This window comes from Erythrobacter neustonensis (genome assembly GCF_001663175.1).
Taxonomy (GTDB): Bacteria; Pseudomonadota; Alphaproteobacteria; order Sphingomonadales; family Sphingomonadaceae; genus Erythrobacter; species Erythrobacter neustonensis.
The window spans coordinates 2082537-2104299 of record NZ_CP016033.1 but is presented as its reverse complement, the minus strand read 5'-3'; the positions used below and the strand labels follow the sequence as shown (position 1 = coordinate 2104299).

The window sequence follows — 21763 nt, the reverse complement described above, 5'->3', positions numbered from 1 at the left end:
CGCGGGCGATCATGACCACCACCGGCACATCAGACAATAGCATCTTCCGGCCCGGACAGTTGACCTTCGCCGTGCCCAAGGGCCGCATCCTCGACGAGGCGCTGCCCGTGATGGCGCGCGCAGGGGTCGAACCGGGCGCGGAATTCCACGATCCCAAGAGCCGCGCGCTGGCCTTTGGCTGCCTCCGCCCCGACATGCGGATCATCCGCGTGCGCGCCTTCGATGTCGCGACCTTCGTTGCCCATGGCGCAGCGCAGGTCGGGATCGTGGGCAGCGACGTGATCGAGGAATTCGACTACGCCGATCTTTACGCGCCGGTCGATCTCGGCATCGGCCTGTGCCGGCTCTCCGTGGCCCGCATGGCAAATGACAGCGATGAAGCCACCAGCATCAGCCACCTGCGCGTGGCGACCAAGTATCCCAGCCTCACCCGCCGCCATTTCGAAGCCGCAGGCGTGGCGGCCGAATGCGTCAAGCTGAACGGTGCGATGGAGCTTGCGCCATCGCTGGGCCTTGCGCGCCAGATCGTCGATCTGGTTTCGACCGGCACCACCTTGCGCGAAAACGGCCTCGTCGAAACCTCGGTGATCCTCGACATTTCCGCGCGCCTGATCGTCAACCGCACCGCGTTGAAGACCGATGCCCGCGTTGCCGCGCTGGTCGATGCCTTCCGCCGCGAAGCTGAGGCACGGGAGCCAGCATGACGGTTAGCCTCCTCTCCACCCGGGACGCCGATTTCGAACGCACTTTCGCACGGCTGGTCGATGCCCGGCGCGAATCCGACACCGATGTTGCAGGCCAGGTGCAGACGATCCTGCAGGCGGTCAAAGGCCGGGGCGATGATGCGCTCGTCGAATACAGCCAGCGGTTCGATGGCTATGCGCTGGTCGACGATGCCGACTGGGTCATCACCCGCGAGGCGTGCGAAGCGGCGTATGACGCGCTCCCCCCCGATCTTCGCGATGCGCTCGAACTCGCTGCGGCGCGCATCCGGGCCTATCACGAAGCGCAGCTGCCGCAGAACCGCGATTACATCGATGCCGCAGGCGTGCGGCTGGGCGCGATCTGGCGCGCGGTCGATGCGGCCGGGCTCTATGTCCCCGGTGGCCGTGCGGCTTATCCCTCCTCGCTGCTGATGAACGCGATCCCCGCGCGCGTTGCGGGCGTTGAGCGGCTGGTGGTGGTCACCCCCACGCCGAAGGGCGAGGCCAACCCGATGGTGCTGGCCGCTGCGCACATCGCGGGCGTAGACGAGATCTGGCGTATCGGCGGCGCGCAGGCCGTGGGCGCGCTCGCCTATGGCACCGAACGTATCCGTCCGGTCGATGTCATCACCGGCCCGGGCAATGCCTGGGTCGCCGAAGCCAAGCGCCAGCTTTACGGCGTGGTGGGGATCGACATGGTCGCCGGGCCTTCCGAAATCCTCGTGATCGCCGATGGCAAGAACGATCCCGACTGGATCGCCGCCGATCTGCTGTCGCAGGCCGAACACGATCCCACCTCGCAATCGATCCTGATCACCGACGATGCGGGTTTTGCGCGGCAGGTCGAAGATTGCATCGACTTGCAGATCGGCCAGCTTGCCACAGGGAAAACCGCGCGCACATCGTGGGACGCGCATGGCGTGATGATCGTGGTCGATGATCTGCTGGCCGAGGCGCCGGCGCTGGCCAATCGCCTTGCCGCCGAGCACGTCGAGATCGCGGTCGACGATCCCGAACCCTATCTGTCCGCGATCCGCCATGCAGGCTCGATCTTCCTTGGCCGGATGACGCCCGAGGCGGTAGGCGATTATGTCGCCGGGCCGAACCATGTGCTGCCCACCGGGCGCCGCGCCCGCTTTTCGAGCGGGCTGTCGGTGCTCGACTTCATGAAGCGCACCAGTTTTCTGGGGCTCGATGCAGGCTCATTTGCCGCGATCGGCCCTGCCGCTGCAACCCTCGCCCATGCCGAGGGGCTGCCCGCCCACGCCAAGTCCGTGGAATTGAGGATCAAATGAACCACCCCGCCAAATCGCAGGCCCGCTCGGCCGCGCGTCTCGCCGCCGTGCAGGCGCTGTATCAGCAGCACATGGAAGGCACCGCGCTTGCCCGGCTGCTCGACGAATTTCACCAGCACCGGCTGGGCCGCACGATCGACGACGATGATTTCGACGAAGCCGAATATGCCGACGCCGACGTCCTGTTCTTCGACGATGTCGTGCGCGGGGTCGCCGCGCGGCGCGACGAGATCGACGGCGTGGTCGCAGGCAAGCTCGCCGCCGGGTGGAGCGTGACGCGGCTCGACAAGGCGATGCTGCAGGTGCTGCGCGCCGGCACCTATGAATTGCTGGCGCGCCACGATATTCCCGCCGCAGTAGTGATCAACGAATATGTCGAAGTCGCCAAAGCGTTCTTCGATGATGGTCAGGCCAAGTTCGTCAACGGCATCCTCGACGCGGTGGCGAAAGACGCGCGCTGACCGGTTTTGATGCGCTCCGACACCGCGCCAGACCCCCTTTAGCCCCCCGTTAGCCCCGTTTTGCTATCAGTTAGCGGGCACTAAAAGCGCTGTTTCACGTGAAACATCGCGCGCCATAGGCATGTGGGCGGCGATCGGCTAATCGGGCTGTGCCATGAACGAAGCTGATTTCATCGCCGCGCTGCGCGCCCTCCCCTTGCACTCTGCCGCGCGGGGATTGGCGGATGATTGCGCGGTGCTGATGGTGGGGGGCGAAACGCTGGTCCTCACCCATGACATGATGGTCGAAGGCACGCATTTTCGCGAAGGTGCCGACATGGCCGATGTCGCCTGGAAACTGGTCACGACCAACCTGTCCGACCTTGCCGCCAAGGGCGCAGAACCCGTCGGCGTGCTCCTCGGCCACATGCTCGGAAGCGATGATGCGCTTTTTATCAAGGGCTTGCACGAGGCATTGCGGGCCTTTGCCACCCCACTGCTGGGCGGCGATACCGTGGCGGGCAAGGGCCTGCGCTGCTTCGGTCTGACGGCGATCGGGCGGGCAAGCCATACGCAAGTGCCCTCGCGCAGCGGCGCTGCGGCGGGCGAGGGGGTGTGGATCACCGGCCCCGTCGGGCGGGCGATGCTGGGCTTCGAAGGCGCGTCCGACCATCTCGCCGCTTTCAACCGCCCCGTCCCGCGCCTCGCCGAGGGCCGCGCTCTGGCCCCACACGTCACGGCAATGATGGACATTTCCGACGGGTTGCTGCTCGACGCCTGGCGCATGGCCGATGCGAGCGGCGTGACCTTCGCGCTCGATCCGGTAGCGATCCCCGTCGCCGATCCGGCCCGCGCCGACGATTGCATGCGCTGGGGCGATGATTACGAACTGCTGTTCACCGCGCCCGCCGATACCGCTCTTCCCGTGCCCGCACACCGCATCGGCACGGTGACCGCGCGCGGCGAGGCACCCTTGCAACTTGGCAGCACGATGCTGCGCGCAAGCGATCGCCTCGGCTACCGGCACGGCTGACCCACGCTCTGCTTTTGCCGCCCCGATGCCGTTACGGCGGGCGGATTTTCGCGGCTGTTGCCCTGTTATCCCGGCTCTCTTGCCAGCGTGGTTCAAGCGCCTACAACATCCCCATCGCGCCCGAGGGATAATGGGAGGCGCGAGCACCCCTCGCAGAAGGGGGACGCAACATAACGAGAGGGGATTGCTCGTGAATCTATTGCTCATATCGATTGGGCTGGGACTGCTCGCCATTGTCTATGGCGTGGTCACCAGCCGCCAGGTGCTCGGCGCAAGCGCGGGCAATGCGCGGATGCAGGAAATCGCCGCCGCGATTCAGGAAGGCGCGCAGGCCTACCTCAACCGCCAATACACCACCATCGCGATCGTCGGCGTCGTCGTTGCCGCGATCGTCGCCTTTGCGCTCGGCACCACGGCAGTCATCGGCTTTCTGACCGGCGCGATCCTGTCGGGCGTCGCTGGGTATATCGGGATGAACATCTCGGTGCGTGCCAACGTGCGCACCGCCCAAGCCGCCAGCACCGGGTTGCAGGCGGGCCTGACGCTCGCCTTCCGCGCGGGCGCGATCACCGGCATGCTGGTGGCCGGCCTTGCACTGCTGGCGATCGCGGTGTTCTTTGCCGTCATGATCGGGCCGATGGGCCTTACCGCTGCGAGCCGCGAAGTGATCGACGGGCTTGTCGGCCTGGCCTTCGGTGCCTCTCTGATCTCGATCTTCGCGCGGCTTGGCGGCGGGATCTTCACCAAGGCGGCCGACGTTGGCGCAGACCTTGTCGGCAAGGTCGAAGCGGGCATCCCCGAGGATGATCCGAGGAACCCCGCCGTGATCGCGGACAACGTCGGCGACAATGTCGGCGACTGTGCAGGCATGGCCGCCGACCTGTTCGAAACCTACGTCGTCACCGTCGGCGCAACGATGGTGCTGACCGCACTGCTGCTCACCGGGCTTGGCGACATGCTGCTGCCGATGATGGCGCTGCCGCTGCTGGTCGGGGGCGTGTGCATCGTCACCTCGATTCTCGGCACCTATTTCGTGCGCCTTGGCGGCGGAACCAATGTGATGGGGGCGATGTACAAGGGCTTCATCGTCACCGCGGTCACCTCGATCCCGGCGATCTATGCCGTGATGACCTATGCGCTGGGCGACATGGGCGCGGTGATCGGCGGCACGAACGAAACCCTCACCGAAGCCTTCGATCCGGTCACCGGACGCGCGGTGGTGCAGGAAACCGTATCGCTGGGCTTTACCGGCATGGACCTGTTCCTCTGTGCGCTGCTGGGCCTTGCGATCACCGGGCTGATCATCTGGATCACCGAATATTACACCGGCACCAAGTATCGCCCGGTGCGCTCGATCGCCAAGGCTTCGGAAACGGGGCACGGCACCAACGTGATCCAGGGGCTTGCGATCAGTCTGGAGTCGACCGCGCTGCCGACACTGGTGATCGTCGCGGGCATCATCATCGCCTATGGTCTCGCCGGACTCATGGGCATCGCCTATGCGGCCACCGCGATGCTGGCGCTGGCGGGCATGGTCGTCGCGCTCGATGCCTATGGCCCCGTCACCGACAATGCCGGCGGCATTGCCGAAATGGCGGGTCTGGACGACAGCGTGCGCGAAAAGACCGATCTGCTCGACGCGGTCGGCAACACCACCAAGGCCGTGACCAAGGGCTATGCCATCGGTTCCGCGGGCCTTGGCGCGCTGGTGCTGTTTGCCGCCTACACCACCGACCTTCGCACCTTCTTCCCGGATGCGAATGTCGATTTCAGCCTTGAAAATCCCTTCGTGATCGTCGGCCTCTTGCTCGGCGCGCTGTTGCCCTACCTGTTCGGGGCGATGGGGATGACCGCGGTGGGCCGCGCGGCGGGCGATGTGGTGCTCGACGTGCGCAACCAGTTTCGCGACAATCCGGGGATCATGGCGGGCACGTCCAAGCCCGACTATGCCCGCACGGTCGACCTTGTCACCAAGGCGGCGATCAAGGAGATGATCATCCCCTCGCTGCTGCCCGTGCTGGCACCCGTGGTGGTCTATTTTGTGATCACCGCGATTGCCGGACAGGACAACGGCTTTGCCGCACTGGGTGCATTGCTGCTGGGTGTGATCGTGGGCGGCCTCTTCGTCGCATTGTCGATGACCGCCGGCGGCGGCGCATGGGACAACGCCAAGAAGTATATCGAGGACGGCCACCACGGCGGCAAGGGTTCCGAAGCCCACAAGGCTGCGGTGACGGGCGATACGGTCGGCGATCCTTACAAGGACACCGCCGGCCCGGCGGTCAACCCGATGATCAAGATCACCAACATCGTCGCGCTGCTGCTGCTTGCCGCGCTGGCGCATGGTGCTGGCTGAAGCCCGAAGTCCCTGATCTGACGCGGCGATCGCGCCGCGGCACGTACACCCCGCCGGCCGATCTGTCCGGCGGGGTTTATTTGTGCGCCAGCGCCTGTCCCCGCTTCGGACAGCAGGTGCGCGTGCTGAGGCTTTCTTAATCGCGCTGTGCGATGAGGCATGCCGGGAGGCGCGGAATATCTGCGCCAAGGCAGGGAATTTTTCCGGCGATGAACATGGCCCGTGCGATCAGTTTTCGCACCCGTGCAGACAGCACCGACGCACTGCCTGCCGCGGCTCCGGGCGGACGGCTGCGCCTGATCGGCCGCGATGATTGCCATGACGCAGCCTTTCTTGCCGAATGGGAGCGGCTGGTCGCCCATGCCGCCGAACCCAATCCCTTTTTCGAGGCATGGTACCTGCGCCCCGCGCTGGACCAATGGGGCACAGCGCGCGGGGTGCGGATCGCGGCGTGGTATCACGGCGGGCGTCTGGCGGGGCTGATGCCGGTAGAACGGCCGGCGCGCTACTATGGCCACCCTTTGCCGCATCTCGCCGGCTGGCTGCATGCCAACGCCTTTTGCGGGGTGCCGCTGGTGATGGCGGGCCATGAGGCAGCGTTCTGGCGCGATGTCCTGGCCCATTTTGACGACAATCCGGGCAGCGCGCTGTTTCTGCATCTGCCGCTGCTGCCCGAGGGCGGTCCGCTCGATGCCGCATTGACCCGCGTGCTCGCCGCCGCACCGCGCGCGCATTACGTCGCCGCGCGCGAGGAACGCGCGATGCTCGAAGGGAAGGTTTCGGCCGCCGCCTATTGCGATGCGGCGATGAGCGCGAAGAAGCGCAAGGAGCTTCGCCGCCAGCACAACCGGCTTGCCGAAGAAGGCACGCTCACCTTCGACCGGGTGGAGGGCGATGCGGGGCTTGCCGCATGGACCGCCGAGTTTCTGGCGCTCGAGGCGGCGGGCTGGAAAGGCGCGGCGGGTTCCGCGCTGGTCTCGTCCCCCGACACGCGGGCATTGTTCATCGAGGCGCTGGCCGGCGCAGCGGCAGCGGGACGGCTCGAACGGCTCGCGCTCAGGATCGATGGCCGCGCGATTGCGATGCTGGTCAATTTCCTTACCCTGCCCGGCGTCTACAGTTACAAGACCGCTTTCGACGAAGCCTATGCGCGGTTTTCGCCCGGCATGCTGTTGCAGCTCGAAAACCTCGCGCTGCTCGAAAAGCCGGGCTTCGGCTGGGCCGACAGCTGCGCGGTCCAGGGCCACCCGATGATCGAACGGCTGTGGCGCTCCAGGCGCGCGATGGTCAGCCGTAACATTGCAATCGGCGGCCCCGTGCGCCGCGCCGTTTTCCGCCTGCTCAAGGCCTATGAAACCCGCCCGAGGAGCCACGCATGAACGCCCCTGCCCGGTTTGCCGCGCCCCATGACACCGCGCTGCCTGTGACCGTCTTCGATCCCTCCGCACGTGCGCAGTTTGCCGCGCACTATCCCGAAGTCCCGCATATCCTGAAGCATTCGCTCACCAGCCATCCGCTGCTCGAGATCGAGGCGCTGGCGCAGCTGGCCGAAGGGCTGCCGCCCGCATCGGTCGAATACAACCGCGGCGATCTGCCGATCGGGGTCGATGGCAAGCCGGGCCCCAACGGGCTGACGATCGCCGAAACGATCCGCCGCGTGGCCGAGGCCGAAAGCTGGGCGGTGCTCAAGAATATCGAACAGGTCCCCGCCTACGAGGCCTTGCTGATGGGGCTGCTCGGCGAGATCCGCGCCGAAATCGAAGCGGCGACCGGCGCGTTGCTCAAGCCGCAGGGATTCATCTTCGTCTCCAGCCCCAATTCGATGACGCCCTACCATTTCGATCCCGAACACAACATCCTGCTCCAGATCCGCGGCAGCAAGGTGATGACGCAGTTTCCCGCCGGCGACACGCGGTTCGTGCCCGACGAAGCGCACGAGACCTATCACACCGGCGGCCCGCGTGAATTGCGCTGGGACGATGCAATGCTGGCCCACGGCACTCCGTTCGCGATCGGCCCGGGCGAGGCCTTGTTCGTGCCGGTGATGGCACCGCATTTCGTGCGCAATGGCCCGGCCCCATCGGTCTCGCTGTCGATCACGTGGCGTTCGGAATGGAGCTACCGCGAAAGCGATGCGCGCACCTTCAATGCGATCCTGCGCGAACGCGGGTTTCGCCCGCGCGCACCCGGCCGCTTCCCGCAGCAGAATTACGCCAAGGCCTATGCATTCCGCGCAATGCGCAAGCTCGGCTTGACGCGATCCTGACCGGCACGCATGGCCTTGCGCGATGAGTGAGGAACCCACCCCTGCGCAGCTTGCCGCCGGTCTGATCCGGTTGCTGACGGTCGAAAAACGCGCCGCCGATGTCTTTGCCGGACCGCCGCAGACCGACGGGATCGGGCGGGTGTTCGGCGGGCAGGTGCTCGCGCAGGCGCTTCAGGCCGCACAAGCCAGCGTGACCGACGGCAAGCGCGCGCATTCGCTCCACGCCTATTTCCTGCGCGGCGGACGCGAGGGCGCGCCGATCGAATACCGCATCGAGCGCGATTTCGACGGGCGCAGCTTTGCCAATCGCCGGGTGGTGGCAGCGCAGGAGAACGAGGACGGGATCGCGGTCCCTATCCTCAACCTCACCGCCAGTTTCCAGCTTCCCGAGGAGGGACTGGAACACAGCGATTCGCCGATGCCCGATGTGCCGCTGCCCGACACCCTGCGCACCGACATGGACCAGCGCCGCGACCTTGCCGCGGCATGGGGCGACAGGCTGTCCGACCAGCAGCGCCGGATGATGCTGCGCGCGCGACCGATCGAGATGCGCACCTGCGACGCGCTGCACTGGATGAGCCGCGAGCCGAAAGAGCCGCGCGCGCACAGCTGGTTCCGGATCTGCGCGCCGATCACCGGTGCAGACGACACGCCCGAACTGCACCGCGCGATCATCACCTATGCCAGTGACTACACGCTGCTCGGCACCAGCGCGCTGCCGCATGGCCTGTCGTGGATGCGCAACGAACTTGTCGGCGCGAGCCTCGACCATGCACTGTGGTTCCACCGCGATGCGCGGGCGGACGAATGGCTGCTTTACGCGACCGATGCGCCGTGGTCGGGCGGCGGGCGCGGGTTCAACCGCGGGCGGATCTTCAACCTCGCCGGAGAACTTGTCGCCAGCGTCGCGCAGGAAGGCATGATGCGCAAACGGGTTCCGAAATCATAAGGACCGTGTCGGCGCGCAGCGCCGCACGGCCGACCGGCCGCCCGCAGCGACGCGCCCACAGGGCGTGTGAGCGAGGATTTTGCCCGCCGGATGGCGTGCGGACAAACTAATGCGCCAGCAGAACGGGAATTTCGGGCGCGCTCAGCATCCGGCGCGTGACGCCGCCAAGCACCAATTCGGCAAGGCGCGTGTGGCCATAGGCACCCATCGCGATCAGCCCGCAGCCGCGCACTCCGGCGGCGGCCAGCAGGGTTGCCGCGACATCCCCCTCGCCCCGCGGAAGTTCGACCATTTCGCAGGCGATGCCGTGGCGGGCGAGATATTTCGCGCCTTCGGTCGATGGCAGATCGAACCCCGTCTTCGCCGCATCTTCGGTAACGCAGGCGAGCGTGACTTCGCACGCGCAGGCCAACAGCGGCACCGCTGCCCGCAGCGCGCGGGCGCTTTCGGCCGAACCGTTCCAGGCGACCAGCATCGGCGCGCCCACATCAAAGCTTTTGGCGTTTTCCGGCACCACCAGCACCGGCAGGCCCGCCCGCAGCACCACATCGCCCACCAGCGCCGAAGGCCCGCGTCCGTCGCCTCCCGTCTCGGCCGGGCCGAGTAGCGCGATATCTGCCAGCGGCGAGGCAGCGATCAGGCGCTGAGCGGCGACCCCGTATTCGAACCGCCAGTCGAACGGCACGCCTTCATGTTCGAGTGCGGCTTCGGTCTGCGCGCGCAGCTTCTCGGCATTCTCCTTGATCACCGGCAGCGCCGCCGCGATCGCCGAGCCATAGAAATCGCCGGGCATGAAAACATCGTAGCTGACCGCCTGAAGGCAGGTGATGTGGCCGTTGCAGGCCCGCGCCAGATCAAGCGCGACCTGCAGGCGTGCGGGCATGGCGCGGTCGTGGTCGATGTGCAGCAGAATGGTTTTCATGGCAGCTCTCCCGATATGCTTCACGCTTATGCGCTCCTGCCCGGGCATCCGCCTTGATCAGGATCAAAATTTCGTGCGCTTGCCAGCGGGGCGCGGCTCAAGCATCTTCTCACCCGAGGGAGAGAGACATGCAGATCACGCGCCATCCGCCGGTAAAAACCACGCTGGAGCCGTCGAACCACCCCTATCTGACCGGACCGTGGACCCCGTGCCACGAAGAGGTCGATGTGGCCGAACTGCGCGTGATCGAAGGCGCAATTCCTGCCGATATCGACGGCATTTACCTGCGCAACACCGAAAATCAGGTGCATCAGCCGCTGGGCCGGCATCACCCCTTCGATGGCGATGCGATGATCCATCAGGTCAACATTTCGGGTGGCAAGGCAAGCTATCGCAACCGCTTCGTGCGCACGCATTGTTTCGAGGCCGAGCAGATTGCGGGCCGATCGTTGTGGGGCGGGTTGATGGACCCGTGGGGCACGAGCGTACGCCCCGGTTTCGGCGCGCACGGGGGCCTCAAGGACACCGGTTCGACAGATATCATCGTTCATGCCGGCACGGCCTACGCGACGCTGTATCAGTGCGGCGAGGCGTGGATGCTCGACCCCGTGACGCTGGCGAGCCGGGGCAAGGCGCCCTGGGTGCCGCTCGATGGCATTTCGGCCCACCCCAAGGTCGACGAGACGACCGGGGAAATGATGTTCTTCAACTACTCCAAGCATGCCCCCTTCATGCACTACGGCGTGGTCGATCGCAGCGGCGCGCTGGTCCATTATCTCCCCGTCCCGCTGCCCGGCCCGCGCCTGCCGCATGACATGGCGATCACCAAGAACTGGTCGATCCTCAACGACATGCCGCTTTACTGGGATGGCGAGTTGCTGGAGCGCAACATCCACGCCGCCCGCATCCATGACGGCGTGCCCACGCGTTTCGCACTGATCCCGCGGCATGGTCAGCCCGAGGACATTCGCTGGTTCGAGGCTGCGCCGACCTACGTGCTCCATTGGACCAACGCGTGGGAGGACGGCGACGAGGTGATCCTCGAAGGCTATCATCAGGCCAAGCCCATGCCCGACCCGCTCGAGGAAATGGGACGTTATAGCCACATGATGGCCTATGTCGACGAACACTCCTTCCAGAGCCGGCTGCACCGCTGGCGGTTCAACCTCAAGACCGGCGAAACCCGCGAAGAACGGCTAACCGAGCGCATCGTCGAATTCGGGATGATCAATCCCGCCTATGCGATGCAAAAGAGCCGGTATGTCTGGTCGACCACCACGCGGCCCGGCTGGTTCCTGTTCAACGGCTATGTCCGCCACGACACCGAGACCGGCGAAGAACAGGTCTTGTCCCTGCCAGAAGGCGTCTATGCGAGCGAAAGTCCGATGATCCCCCGGAAAGGCGCTACCGGCGAGGATGATGGCTATCTGATCACCTTCCTGATCGACGAGAACTCTGGCACGTCCGAATGCGCGATCCTTGATGCAGGCAATATCGCGGCAGGGCCGATCTGCCGCCTCGCGCTGCCGCACAAGATCTGCTCGGGCACGCATTCCGTCTGGGTCGAACATGACCAATTGCGCAAGGACGCGGCCTTTCATGCAGCGCGGTTCGCGCCCACCTGATACGGGCTGCCTTTTCCCAAGCGGCCTACCCGCCATGCCGCCGGTCGAAGGCGGGATGACGCTGGTCGCCGCAGAGCTTGCAGGGCGCGCATCGCTGACGTAGCGCGCCGCGCTTGCCATTCCCTCAAGCGACCGGAAATTCAGCCCATGACCCTGCGCCTTGCCCTTGCCACTTCGAGCGCGCTGTTGCTGGCGGCTGCAGCGCCTGCGCTGGCGCAGTCCGCGCCTGCCGAGGCGGTTGCCGCGACCAGTGCATCGGAAAGCAGCCACGACCGCCTGTTTGCCTTGTTCGCCGATGCCGATGCGCGCGCGCTTGCACTCGATCCGCTCAGCCGCCTTTATCGCGGCGACGACGAGGGGGCCGACCGTCTCGGCGATTTTCTGACCGACTCGAATTTCATCGCCGCGCGCACCGATACCAAGCTCAACCTTGCGCTGCTGGCACAGATCGACCGCGACAGCCTCGATGCGACCGACCAGCTGGCCTATGACGTGTTCCGTTACACGCAGGAACGCGCGCTTGCCGGCACGACCGATGCGGTGCGTGCGCTGACCGAGGTGCGGCCGCTCAACCACTTCTTCGGCTTCCACAATTCCTACCCCAACTTTGCCAGTGGCAAGGGGGCCGCGCCGTTCAAGACGCTCGCGAACTACGAAGACAACCTTTCGCGCCACGACGATTACATCGCCTTCCTCGACCGCGCGATCGGGCGGTTCCGGCAGGGGATGCGCGCAGGCGTGCTCGAAACCAAGTTGACCGTCGGGATCATGGTCACGCAGCTGACCACGCAGCTTGACACCCCGCTCGCCGACTCGCCCTTCATGGCGCCGAGCAAGGCGTTCCCCGATGAGGTATCCCCCGCGGATCGCACCCGGCTGACCGCGGCCTATCAGGCCAAGACTACCGAACTTTACGCTGCAACCGAACGTCTGCGCAATTTCCTGCGCGATGAATATCTGCCCGCCGCGCGCGACAGCATCGGCCTGTCGCAGATGAAGGGCGGCAAGGAACTCTACGCGCTGCTGGCCGAGGATTCGACCACGCTCCCGCTCGATCCCGACACCATCCACCAGCTCGGCCTGTCCGAGGTGGCGCGGATCCGGGGCGAGATGGAAAAGCTGAAGAAGGAGGTGCGCTTCAAGGGCACGCTGGCGCAGTTCTTCGACTATGTCGCCACCAACCCCAAGTTCCAGCCCAAAAGCCGCGAGGCGCTGACCGAGGCCTATTACCAGACCGGTCGCGACGTCGATGCACGGATCGGCGCGCTGTTTTCGAAGGTGCCCAAGACGCCGCTCGAAATCCGGCCCTATGATCCGGCGACCGAACAGTTCGAAGCGGGCGGATCGTATGAGCAGGGCTCGGCCGATGGGACGCGGCCCGGCGTGTTCTATTTCAACGCCTATGATCTGCCCACGCGCACCACGCCGGGGATCGTGACGCTCTACCTGCACGAAGGCGCGCCGGGGCATCACTTCCAGATCAGCTTGGCTCAAGAAAACGAGGCGCTGCCCGCCTTCATGCGGTTCGGCGGCACCACGGCCTATGTCGAAGGCTGGGCGCTCTATGCCGAGACGCTGGGCTACGAGATGGGGTTCTACAAGGACCCCTGGAACCGTTACGGCACCTTGCAGGACGAACAGCTGCGCGCGATGCGGCTGGTGGTCGACACCGGGATCCACACCAAGGGGTGGACCCGCGATCAGGCGATCACCTACATGCTGACCAATTCGGGCATGTCGCGCACCGATGCGGTTGCCGAAGTCGACCGCTACATCGCGATCCCAGGGCAAGCGCTGGCTTACAAGATCGGCGCGCTCAAGATCCAGGAACTGCGCAAGCGGGCGGAAACGAGGCTTGGCAAGCGGTTCGACATTCGCGAATTCCACGATCAGATCCTGAACACCGGCGGGCTGCCGCTGGTTGTGCTCGAATCCAAGATCGACCGCTGGATTGCGGCAGAATTGGGACGTTGACCGGGTTTGGCCGCGTGCCTTGACCTTCGGCTCACCGCAACCGGAAACCCGGTTACCCGCTCCTGACGGGGTGTTTGCACGCGCGTTCATGTACGGGCAAGGTGCCGGCCAACAACCGGACGCCGCGCAACACGACGCATAGGGGCCCGACCGGGATCGCGGGCCCAATGTCAGGAGCAACAATCAGTGAAAACCGCCATGAACACCCCCCGCCGCATCATGCTGGCCGCGCTTTTGGGCGCCGCCGCGGCATCGGGCCTTGCCGCGCAGACCGCGCCCGCAGGCCAGGCCAACTACGACATGGAAACCACCGTCTACGGCAACCTCCCCCCGCTTGCGGAAATGGAGGAAGGCCCGCGCGTTTCCGGGATCATTTCGGCGCGCAAGGGTTCGCGTCTGCAGATCACCGGGGATGACGGCACGGTGACGATGGTCACGCTGCACAGCGAAACCGAAATCCGCACCCGCGGCGGTTTCCTCGGCATCGGCAACAAGACGCTCGACCAGTCGGCGCTGCTCAACGGCCTGCCCGTCACTATCAAGACCTCGAAATATGCCGAAGGTCTGGTCGCCAGCGAGGTGCGCTTCACCAGCGATGACCGCATGATCGCGGCGATGATCCGCGGCGGGACGCAGCAGCAGTTCGGCGAACAGGGCGCGGCGATCCAGCAGAACGCTGCCGCCACCGAAGCGCTGCGCGGCCGTCTGGGCGACATCGACAAGTACAACCTCAAGGGCACGACCAACGTCTATTTCGACACCGGCCGTGCGACCCTGAGCCCGGCGGCGAAGAACGAACTTTGCGCCGCTGCGCAGACCGCCGGTGCGGACGAGAACTCGCTGATGCTGGTGCTCGGCTACACCGACATCACCGGCTCGCAGGAGGTCAACCAGACGCTGTCGGAAAAGCGCGCTGCGGCCGTGGTCAACCACCTGCAGCAGGTCTGCAAGTGGAAGCCTTACCGCATGCTGACCCCGACCGGCATGGCGACCGCCGATCCGGCTGCGGACAACACCACCGCTGCCGGGCGCGCGCAGAACCGCCGCGTTTCGGTCAATATCCTGGTGAGCAAGGCGCTCGACGGGATGTAAGTGCAAAAAGGGGGCGGGCCGCATCGGTCCGCCCCTTTTTTCTTGCAGTGTTTCACGTGAAACAGTGCTGCAAACCGGCAGCAAAACGGCTCTAACGCGGGTCTGAACGGGGTCTAACCGGGGTCAGGGCCGCACCAAAACCACCCTGCCCGCGCCGCCTGCGGGTATCACCCGCCCGCGTGATAGAAATCATAGACCTTGCGCGCCACGGTCGCGCTCACCCCGGGCGCACGCTGCAAATCTTCGAGCGCCGCGGCCCGCACCTTGCTCGCGGTGCCGAAATGCAGCAGCAGCGCGCGCTTGCGCGCCGGACCGATGCCCGGGATCTCGTCAAGCGGGCTTGCGGTGATCGCCTTCGACCGCTTGGCCCGGTGCGCGCCGATGACATAGCGGTGCACCTCGTCGCGCAGGTTCTGCAGGTGGAACAACAGCGGCGCATTGACGGGCAGCATCTTCTCGCGCCCGTCGGGAAAATGAAACACCTCGCGCCCCTCGCGCCCGTGGTGCGGGCCCTTGGCGATCCCGATCACCGCGACCTCGTCCGCGATGCCGATCTCCTCGAGCACGCGCATCACGCTGGACAGCTGGCCCTTGCCGCCGTCGATCAGCATCAGATCGGGCAGCACGGTTTCGTGCCCGCCGGGTTTCGCCGCGGGGTTTTCCTGCCTTTCGGCAAAGTTGCGGAAGCGCCGCGCCATGACTTCGCGCATCATCGCAAAGTCATCATTCGATTGCGCCTCGCGGATGTTGAACTTGCGATACTGGCCCTTCTCGAAGCCTTCCGGCCCGGCGACGACCATTGCGCCCACCGCCTTGGTGCCCTGGATATGGCTGTTGTCGTAAAGCTCGATCCGCTGCGGCGGGCTGTCGAGTTCGAGAAATTCGGCAAGCTCGCGGTTGAGCCGCGCCTTGGTGCCAGTCTCCGCCAGCCGCCGATCAAGCGCCTCGACCGCATTCCGCTGCGCCTGCGCCATCAGCTTGCGCCGGTCGCCGCGTTCGGGGATCGACAGCCTGACCTTGCGCCCGGCAAGTTCGGACAGCGCGGCCTCGATCAGCTCGGCCTCGGGCAATTCGCGGTCGACGAGGATTGTCGGCGGCGGCGGCACTTCCTCGTAGAATTGCAGCATCACATCGGCGAGCACCTGCGCCTCGTCGACATCGCTGGTGTGGCGCGGAAACAGCGCGCGGTGGCCCCAGTTCTGCCCGCCGCGGATGAAGAAGGACTGCACGCTCATCTGCCCGTTCTTCGCCGCCAGCGCGAAGACATCGGCATCGCCCAGCCCGACCGCGTTGATCGCCTGTGACCCCTGAATGAAGGTCGCCGCGCGCAAGCGATCGCGCAGCATCGCCGCGGTTTCGAAATCGAGGTTCTTGGCCGCATCGGCCATCTGCCGTTCAAGATCGGCCTGCACCGCACCCGATTTGCCCGACAGGAAATCCTTGGCCTGCCGCACCAGCGCATCATAGCCTTCGGCATCGATCCGCCCGACACACGGCGCCGAGCAGCGCTTGATCTGGTAAAGCAGGCAGGGCCGGTCGCGATTGTTGAAAAAACTGTCGGTGCATGAGCGCAGCAGGAACAGTTTCTGCAATGCGTTCAGCGTGGTGTTGACGCTGCCCGCGCTGGCGAACGGGCCGTAATAATTGCCCTTGGCCCGGCGCGCGCCGCGGTGTTTCTGGATGCGCGGAAATGTGTGATCGGCGCGCAGCAGGATGAAGGGGAAGCTCTTGTCGTCGCGCAGCAGCACGTTGAACGGCGGGCGGAACCGCTTGATCAGCTGCGCTTCCAGAAGCAGCGCCTCGGCTTCCGAATTGGTGGTGATGATCTCCATGCTGCGGGTCTGGCTGACCATCCGCTGGAGCCGCCCCGAAAGCCCGGCAACCTGCGTGTAATTGGCCACCCGCGCCTTCAGGCTGCGCGCCTTGCCGACATAGAGCACCTCGCCCTGCCGATCGAGCATGCGGTAAACGCCGGGGATCGGTTTGAGCACCCGCACGGTTTCGCGGATCGCATCGACGCCGCCTTGAAGATCGGGTTTGGCACCGGCCACGGTCTGCGCGGCGCGCGCTTCGTTGAAGCGCTCCGCGCCGCGCGGATCGTTGGGGGTGCCTGCGGGGGTTCGGGCCATGGGGTGCAGATAGGGACTGCGCTACCCGCTTGGCAATTCCCCTGCGGGCAGTTTTGATCAGGCCGCCGCGATTGCCGCGGTAATGTCGCCGAGCGACTGGTTGGTCATTTCCTTGCCGATCTCGCCCACCAGACGCTGTTCGAGTTCGACATGGTAATGGCGGCGCAATTCGCCCAGCGAACGTTTGTCGGCGACCACGATCAGGTTTTCGATTTTGTTGGTCTTGGCCTGATGGTTGAGCCATTCGGCCACCGCCGCCACATGCGCGGCCTCGTCCAGATCATTGCCGGCCGGTTCGCCCGAGGTGATCGAGTGGCGCTGTCCGCCCTGGCTGCGATTGGTGCCATCCATTTCGGGGGTGTCGACCGCTTCGAGCTGCGGGTCGGCTTCAGTGCCGCTGTTGCGCAGCCACACGAAGCGTTCGCCATCGATCACGGCGACATGGGTGTTGTCGGAAATCTTCATTGTTCTTCTCCTCTTTGCGCGCTGCCTTCGCAAAAGCTTGCGCGCTGTGTGACGGGAGACAAGGGCGCGGGCGTGGGCAAGTTCCCTGAAAAGTCACGCGAACGCGCCGGATCGAAGGCGCGCATGCGGCAGGGCGTGGCGGTGATTGGCATTTGCGCAGCGCTCGCCTATCCGCGAGGGCATGGAACACAGCGATGTCATCATCCTTGGCGCGGGCGCCGCGGGCCTGTTCTGCGCGGGCCAGGCCGGGCAGCGCGGGGTGCGCGTGGCCTTGCTGGAAAAGGCCGATGCGCCGGGCAAGAAGATCCTGATTTCGGGCGGCGGGCGGTGCAACTTCACCAACCTTGGCGCAGGGCCGGCCAATTACCTATCCGCCAACCCACACTTCGCCAAGAGCGCGCTGGCGCGCTACACGCCCGCCGATTTCATCGCGCTGGTGGAACGCTACGGGATCGCGTGGCATGAAAAGACGCTGGGCCAATTGTTCTGCGACGGTTCGGCGCGGCAGATCGTCGACATGCTGCTGGAGGAATGTCCGCGCGAACAGGTGGCGCTGACCTGCGGGGTCGATATCGCTGCCGTTGCACGGGGGGAGGACGGGCAATTCACCGTCACCGCATCCGATGGCCGCATCTGGCGCGCGCCCGCGCTGGTGATCGCCACCGGCGGCCCGTCGATCCCCAAGATGGGGGCGAGCGATTTTGCCTATCGGCTGGCGCGGCAGTTCGGATTGAAGGTCGCCGAACCGCGCCCCGCGCTCGTCCCGCTGACGCTGGGGGGCGAGGACGTATTGTTTCGCGAATTGTCGGGCGTCGCCGCCCCGGTACGCGCGCGGGCGGGCAAGGCCGAATTCGCGGAAGCCGCGCTGTTCACGCACAAGGGGTTGTCGGGCCCGGCGATCCTTCAGGTGTCGAGCTATTGGCGGCACGGCGATCCGGTCGCGATCAGTTTCGTTCCCGATGCCGCGACCGACTGGCTGGTCGATGCCAAGCGCGACCGGCCGAGGGCGACGCTGCGCACGCTGCTGCGCGAACGGTTGCCCGCGCGGCTGGCGGATGCATTGACGGACCGGCTGGGGCTGGACCGCGAGCTTGGCAATCTGTCGGACCGCGATCTTCGCCGCGCACAGGGCCAGCTGGCCGACTGGCGCTTCGTGCCCAATGGCACCGAAGGCTATGCCAAGGCCGAAGTCACCGCCGGCGGAATCGCCACGGGCGAGCTGTCCAGCCGGACGATGGAAGCCGCCAAGGTCCCCGGCCTCTATGCCATCGGCGAGGCGGTCGATGTGACCGGGTGGCTCGGCGGATACAACTTCCAGTGGGCCTGGGCGAGCGGCCATGCCTGCGCCGAGGCGCTCGCCCAGGCGCGCGGCTAGAACAGCTTGCGCAAGTCGAGCCCGAGGTAAAGCCCCAGCGGGTCGATCACGAAGGCGTTATAATTGATCGGCGTCACCCCGTTCGAATCGCGCACGCGGCGCTGGGCGTCGAACAGGTTGTCGGCGACGAGGCTGACGCGCAGGTCCTTGAACAGGCCTTCGTTCTTGCCGGTGACTTCGCCCATGTTGGCGAACACGCGCAGGTTGAAAGTGACGATGTCGTCGAAGAACAGATCGGTCGCGCCCGCCGCGCCGTCGAGCCGGGTTTCGCCGGTGTAGATCCCCGACAGGCGGAAGCCCACGCCCTTGCCGAACAGGCCCGCTTCCAGACGGCTCGAATGGCGCGGCTGGCCAAAGGCACCGGTCGCCTCGCCATCGAGCTGGTCGAGCGGATCGAGACCCGGCGCGATCAGGATTTCGTTGGCGAGCTCGATCGTGTGCGTGAGGTTGGCGAAATAACGCCAGCCCTGCATCTGCCGCCCGCCCGCCAGCGGGTTGAACGCCGGAGCGCCGCCGCCTGCCGCCGCAGGTGCGCCGCCTGCGGCCTGTGCCGGCGCTGCACCGGGCGCACTGCCGCCGCCCATCATCGCCGGATCGATCGCGCAGATACGGGTGCGGAAAGTCGCGAGCCTGGCGGGGTCGAGCTTGCCATCCTCGCCGCGCAGGCGCGACAGCATCGGTGCAAGGCGCGCCGGGTCAACGCCCGGATACTCCGCCGAGATGTCCGCGCCGCTGTCGATCGCAGCGGCGAGCTTTTCAAGGAAGGCCTGCCCGTCATCGGCGCAGAGCCGCGTGCGGAACGCCATGAACTGGTCGCGCTGCGCCTGTGTCGGGGCAAAACCGCCAGCCGGCGGCGCGCCAGCCGCCTGCGGAGCGGGTGCAGCGCCGGTCGTCGGCGGTGCAGGCTGGGCGGATGCAGCCGCAGCCGGCGCCGGTGCCGCGGCCATTGCGCCGAAACGCCCGCCGCCGCCGAAGCGTCCCCCGCCCGGCCCACCCTGACCTTCGGGCGGCGCGCCGATGCTGCCGTTGGTCGACAGCGTGAACTGGATCCGGTCTGCCTTCGTTTCGGCAAAGCTCACCGAACGCCGGTCGACACGCACGATCCGCCCGTCGACATCGCGTGTCACGCGGCCCGGAAACGCCGCTTCGATTCCCGGCGCGATCTGCGGGAAGGCGCTGACCACATTGTCCGAACGGTTGCGGATGTAATCAACCTGAAAGCGCGAATTTTCCCAGAAGGGCAGTTCCCAGTTGGCCGAAAATTTCCAGTCGCGCTGGGTTTCGGCCGGAAGGTCGGGATTGCCGCCGGTCAGCACAGTCGCCAGCACGGTCTCGCCGCGCACCAGATCGAACACGGGCACGTTGAAGTTGGTGATCTGGGGATTGCCCAGCGCCGACAGGCCCGGGGCCACCTCGCGCCAGATATAGGTCGCCGACAGGTCGAGCCCGTCGACCGGCTTCCACGTGATCCCGGCATTCCAGTCGCCCAGCACGCCGAAATCGCTGAGATCCTCGACCCCCGCCTGCAGGTTGAGTGTGAAATCGCCCAGCGCATCCAAGAATTCGTCGCGGCGGCTGGTCAGCGGCACGACCAGATTGGCCCCCGTCGAGAGCGTGCGGCGGGTGAGGTTGGCCTCGGTAAGCGAGCGCGTGTCCGCGCTTTCGATCCGCTGCCAGTTGAGGCCCACATCGAAGGTCGCGCGCACTTCGCCTGCGGGCAGTTCGGCAAGGCCCCCTTCGAGCGTGGTCAGCGATCCGGCCACGATGCTGCGGCTGCGCGCGGTGTCGAACCCGGCTGCGGTGTTGCCGGGCAGATCGCCATTGATCGCCAGTGTCCCGGCAAGCGCAGCATCGCGCAGCGCCTGCAATTGCGGCTCGCTCAAGCGGCGGTCGATCTCGGTCTCGCTTCCGGCAAAGGAGCCATCGAAGGTGCTGGTCAGCCGGAACGCGCCAAGCGGGCGGGTCAGCGATCCTGCGGCCGATATTGTATCGGTCGAACTGCGCCGGGCGAGCGGGGTGTCCTCGCCGAAGGTGCGCAGCGCGCTGGCCCCGCCCTGCCCCGGCGCGGTCAGGACGATCGTGTTGAGGCCATCGAGACTGCGGCTTTCGTCGCGCGCGTAGTTGAGGTTGGCGCTGACCGATGTGCCGCTGTCGGTGAAGGCCTTGGCCCACGAGACATTGGCTTCCAGCCCGAAAGTATCGGCCAGCAGGCTGCGGAACCGCGCCTGATCGGGATCGCCCGCGATATCGGACACCGACCCCGGCGTCTGCGGCACATCGCGCTCGTCCTCGGTCAGCAGATTGGTATCGCTGACTTCGATATTGGCATTGATCCGCCCACCATTGGCGATCTTGAGGATGCCGAGCTGCTGTTCGGTGCGGTAATAGCCACCGCGCGAGGGCATCTCGAATTCCAGATCGGCCTGCCGGTTGGAATAATTGTCCTTGAGGATCAGGTTGATCACCCGCCGGTCGGGCGAGAAACCGAACCGCTGCGCGACCTCCTCGGGAAACACCTCGACGCGCAGCAGCGCTTCGGGCGGGTAATTGGCGAACTCGCGGAACGAGCCGATGCGGATGCCGTTGACGAGGATCACCGGCCCGCCGCCCCCGCGCCCGCGGGCAGACCCCGTTCGCGCGCTGATCTGCGCGATAAGATCGGTGATCGAAGTGACGCCCTCGGCAGCGATCGCGGCTTCATCGAGTTGGAGCAAGGGCGCCTGTTCGACGAACAATTGCCCGCGCACCCGGCCCGAACGCACGATGATTTCGGTCACCGCGCCGGTATCGCTGGCGCTGTCGGGCTCGGCATCCTCGCTTTGTGCGGCGACGGGCTCGGGCTGCGGCTGCGCGGTTTCGGCGGCCAGCGGAAAGGCCAGCACGGCTCCGGCAAGACAGGTGCCGGTGCGCAAGAAGGCGCGGGAAAACGGGGAGAGGGTCATCATGGTCCTTCGAATCGGTATCGGGGCGCTGGCGATTGCCGATTGTGGCGCCCGTGCTTGCGGCATTTCCCGACCAGAAAGTTGCTCTTCCCCGCCGGCAGCCATTGTCATGCATTTCGGGCACTAACGCACGAGCCTTCCCTTTTGGTTCCCGCATCGCTAAAGCGCGGCCAGCAATCGACGGGCGCATTGTGCG

The 21763-nt window shown here is 66.0% G+C and carries 16 protein-coding genes; 12 read left to right on the top strand and 4 right to left on the bottom strand.

What is annotated here, in order from left to right:
• Positions 1-11: 11 nt before the first annotated feature.
• From hisG to A9D12_RS09630, 8 genes are all read left to right on the top strand, one after another.
• Positions 12-704: an ATP phosphoribosyltransferase gene (gene hisG, locus A9D12_RS09665; RefSeq protein WP_068351239.1), complete on the top strand. Its 693-nt coding sequence runs from the start codon at positions 12-14 to the stop codon at positions 702-704.
• Positions 701-1999 carry a histidinol dehydrogenase gene (hisD, locus tag A9D12_RS09660; RefSeq protein ID WP_068351237.1) on the top strand — a complete coding sequence of 433 codons (1299 nt, stop codon included), beginning with the start codon at positions 701-703 and terminating at the stop codon, positions 1997-1999. The genes hisG and hisD overlap by 4 nt, the downstream gene beginning before the upstream one ends.
• A complete protein-coding gene (nusB, locus tag A9D12_RS09655) occupies positions 1996-2460 on the top strand; it encodes a transcription antitermination factor NusB (RefSeq protein ID WP_068351235.1) in 465 nt (154 codons plus the stop codon). Before hisD ends, nusB begins: the two co-directional genes overlap by 4 nt.
• Before the next feature lie 154 nt (positions 2461-2614).
• Positions 2615-3472 carry a thiamine-phosphate kinase gene (gene thiL, locus A9D12_RS09650; RefSeq protein WP_068351233.1) on the top strand — a complete coding sequence of 286 codons (858 nt, stop codon included), beginning with the start codon at positions 2615-2617 and terminating at the stop codon, positions 3470-3472.
• Between the two features lie 190 nt (positions 3473-3662).
• A complete protein-coding gene (locus tag A9D12_RS09645) occupies positions 3663-5828 on the top strand; it encodes a sodium-translocating pyrophosphatase (protein ID WP_068351231.1) in 2166 nt (721 codons plus the stop codon).
• A 209-nt stretch (positions 5829-6037) separates the two neighbouring features.
• Complete coding sequence (locus A9D12_RS09640) at positions 6038-7207, top strand: GNAT family N-acetyltransferase (protein ID WP_231889590.1); 1170 nt, start codon at positions 6038-6040, stop codon at positions 7205-7207.
• Positions 7204-8094: a cupin-like domain-containing protein gene (locus A9D12_RS09635; protein ID WP_197489802.1), complete on the top strand. Its 891-nt coding sequence runs from the start codon at positions 7204-7206 to the stop codon at positions 8092-8094. The genes A9D12_RS09640 and A9D12_RS09635 overlap by 4 nt, the downstream gene beginning before the upstream one ends.
• A gap of 22 nt (positions 8095-8116) precedes the next feature.
• Complete coding sequence (locus A9D12_RS09630) at positions 8117-9043, top strand: acyl-CoA thioesterase (protein WP_068351230.1); 927 nt, start codon at positions 8117-8119, stop codon at positions 9041-9043.
• A gap of 106 nt (positions 9044-9149) precedes the next feature.
• Here the strand turns inward: A9D12_RS09630 and A9D12_RS09625 are convergent, their stop codons facing one another.
• Entirely contained in the window at positions 9150-9965 is an 816-nt protein-coding gene (locus A9D12_RS09625; protein WP_068351229.1) for a universal stress protein, read from the bottom strand.
• Between the two features lie 128 nt (positions 9966-10093).
• Between A9D12_RS09625 and A9D12_RS09620 the strand changes: the two genes are divergently transcribed.
• The 3 genes from A9D12_RS09620 to A9D12_RS09610 all read left to right on the top strand — a co-directional run bounded on the left by A9D12_RS09620 (position 10094) and on the right by A9D12_RS09610 (position 14656).
• Entirely contained in the window at positions 10094-11590 is a 1497-nt protein-coding gene (locus A9D12_RS09620; protein ID WP_068351228.1) for a carotenoid oxygenase family protein, read from the top strand.
• 147 nt (positions 11591-11737) lie between these two features.
• Positions 11738-13564, top strand: coding sequence for a DUF885 domain-containing protein (locus tag A9D12_RS09615; protein ID WP_068351227.1), 1827 nt, complete (start codon positions 11738-11740; stop codon positions 13562-13564).
• 198 nt (positions 13565-13762) lie between these two features.
• Complete coding sequence (locus tag A9D12_RS09610) at positions 13763-14656, top strand: OmpA family protein (RefSeq protein ID WP_068351226.1); 894 nt, start codon at positions 13763-13765, stop codon at positions 14654-14656.
• A 167-nt stretch (positions 14657-14823) separates the two neighbouring features.
• Here A9D12_RS09610 and uvrC read toward each other — a convergent pair whose 3' ends face one another.
• Both uvrC and A9D12_RS09600 read right to left on the bottom strand, forming a co-directional pair.
• The gene (uvrC, locus tag A9D12_RS09605; protein WP_068351224.1) at positions 14824-16785 is read right to left on the bottom strand and encodes an excinuclease ABC subunit UvrC; all 1962 of its coding nucleotides are present in this window, start codon (positions 16783-16785) and stop codon (positions 14824-14826) included.
• Between the two features lie 57 nt (positions 16786-16842).
• The gene (locus A9D12_RS09600) at positions 16843-17250 is read right to left on the bottom strand and encodes a baeRF12 domain-containing protein (RefSeq protein WP_068351222.1); all 408 of its coding nucleotides are present in this window, start codon (positions 17248-17250) and stop codon (positions 16843-16845) included.
• A gap of 181 nt (positions 17251-17431) precedes the next feature.
• Here A9D12_RS09600 and A9D12_RS09595 point away from each other — a divergent pair, with 181 nt between their 5' ends.
• A complete protein-coding gene (locus A9D12_RS09595) occupies positions 17432-18625 on the top strand; it encodes a BaiN/RdsA family NAD(P)/FAD-dependent oxidoreductase (protein WP_068351218.1) in 1194 nt (397 codons plus the stop codon).
• Here A9D12_RS09595 and A9D12_RS09590 read toward each other — a convergent pair.
• Positions 18622-21570, bottom strand: coding sequence for a TonB-dependent receptor (locus A9D12_RS09590; RefSeq protein WP_082925501.1), 2949 nt, complete (start codon positions 21568-21570; stop codon positions 18622-18624). The genes A9D12_RS09595 and A9D12_RS09590 overlap by 4 nt on opposite strands.
• Between the last annotated feature and the right edge of the window lie 193 nt (positions 21571-21763).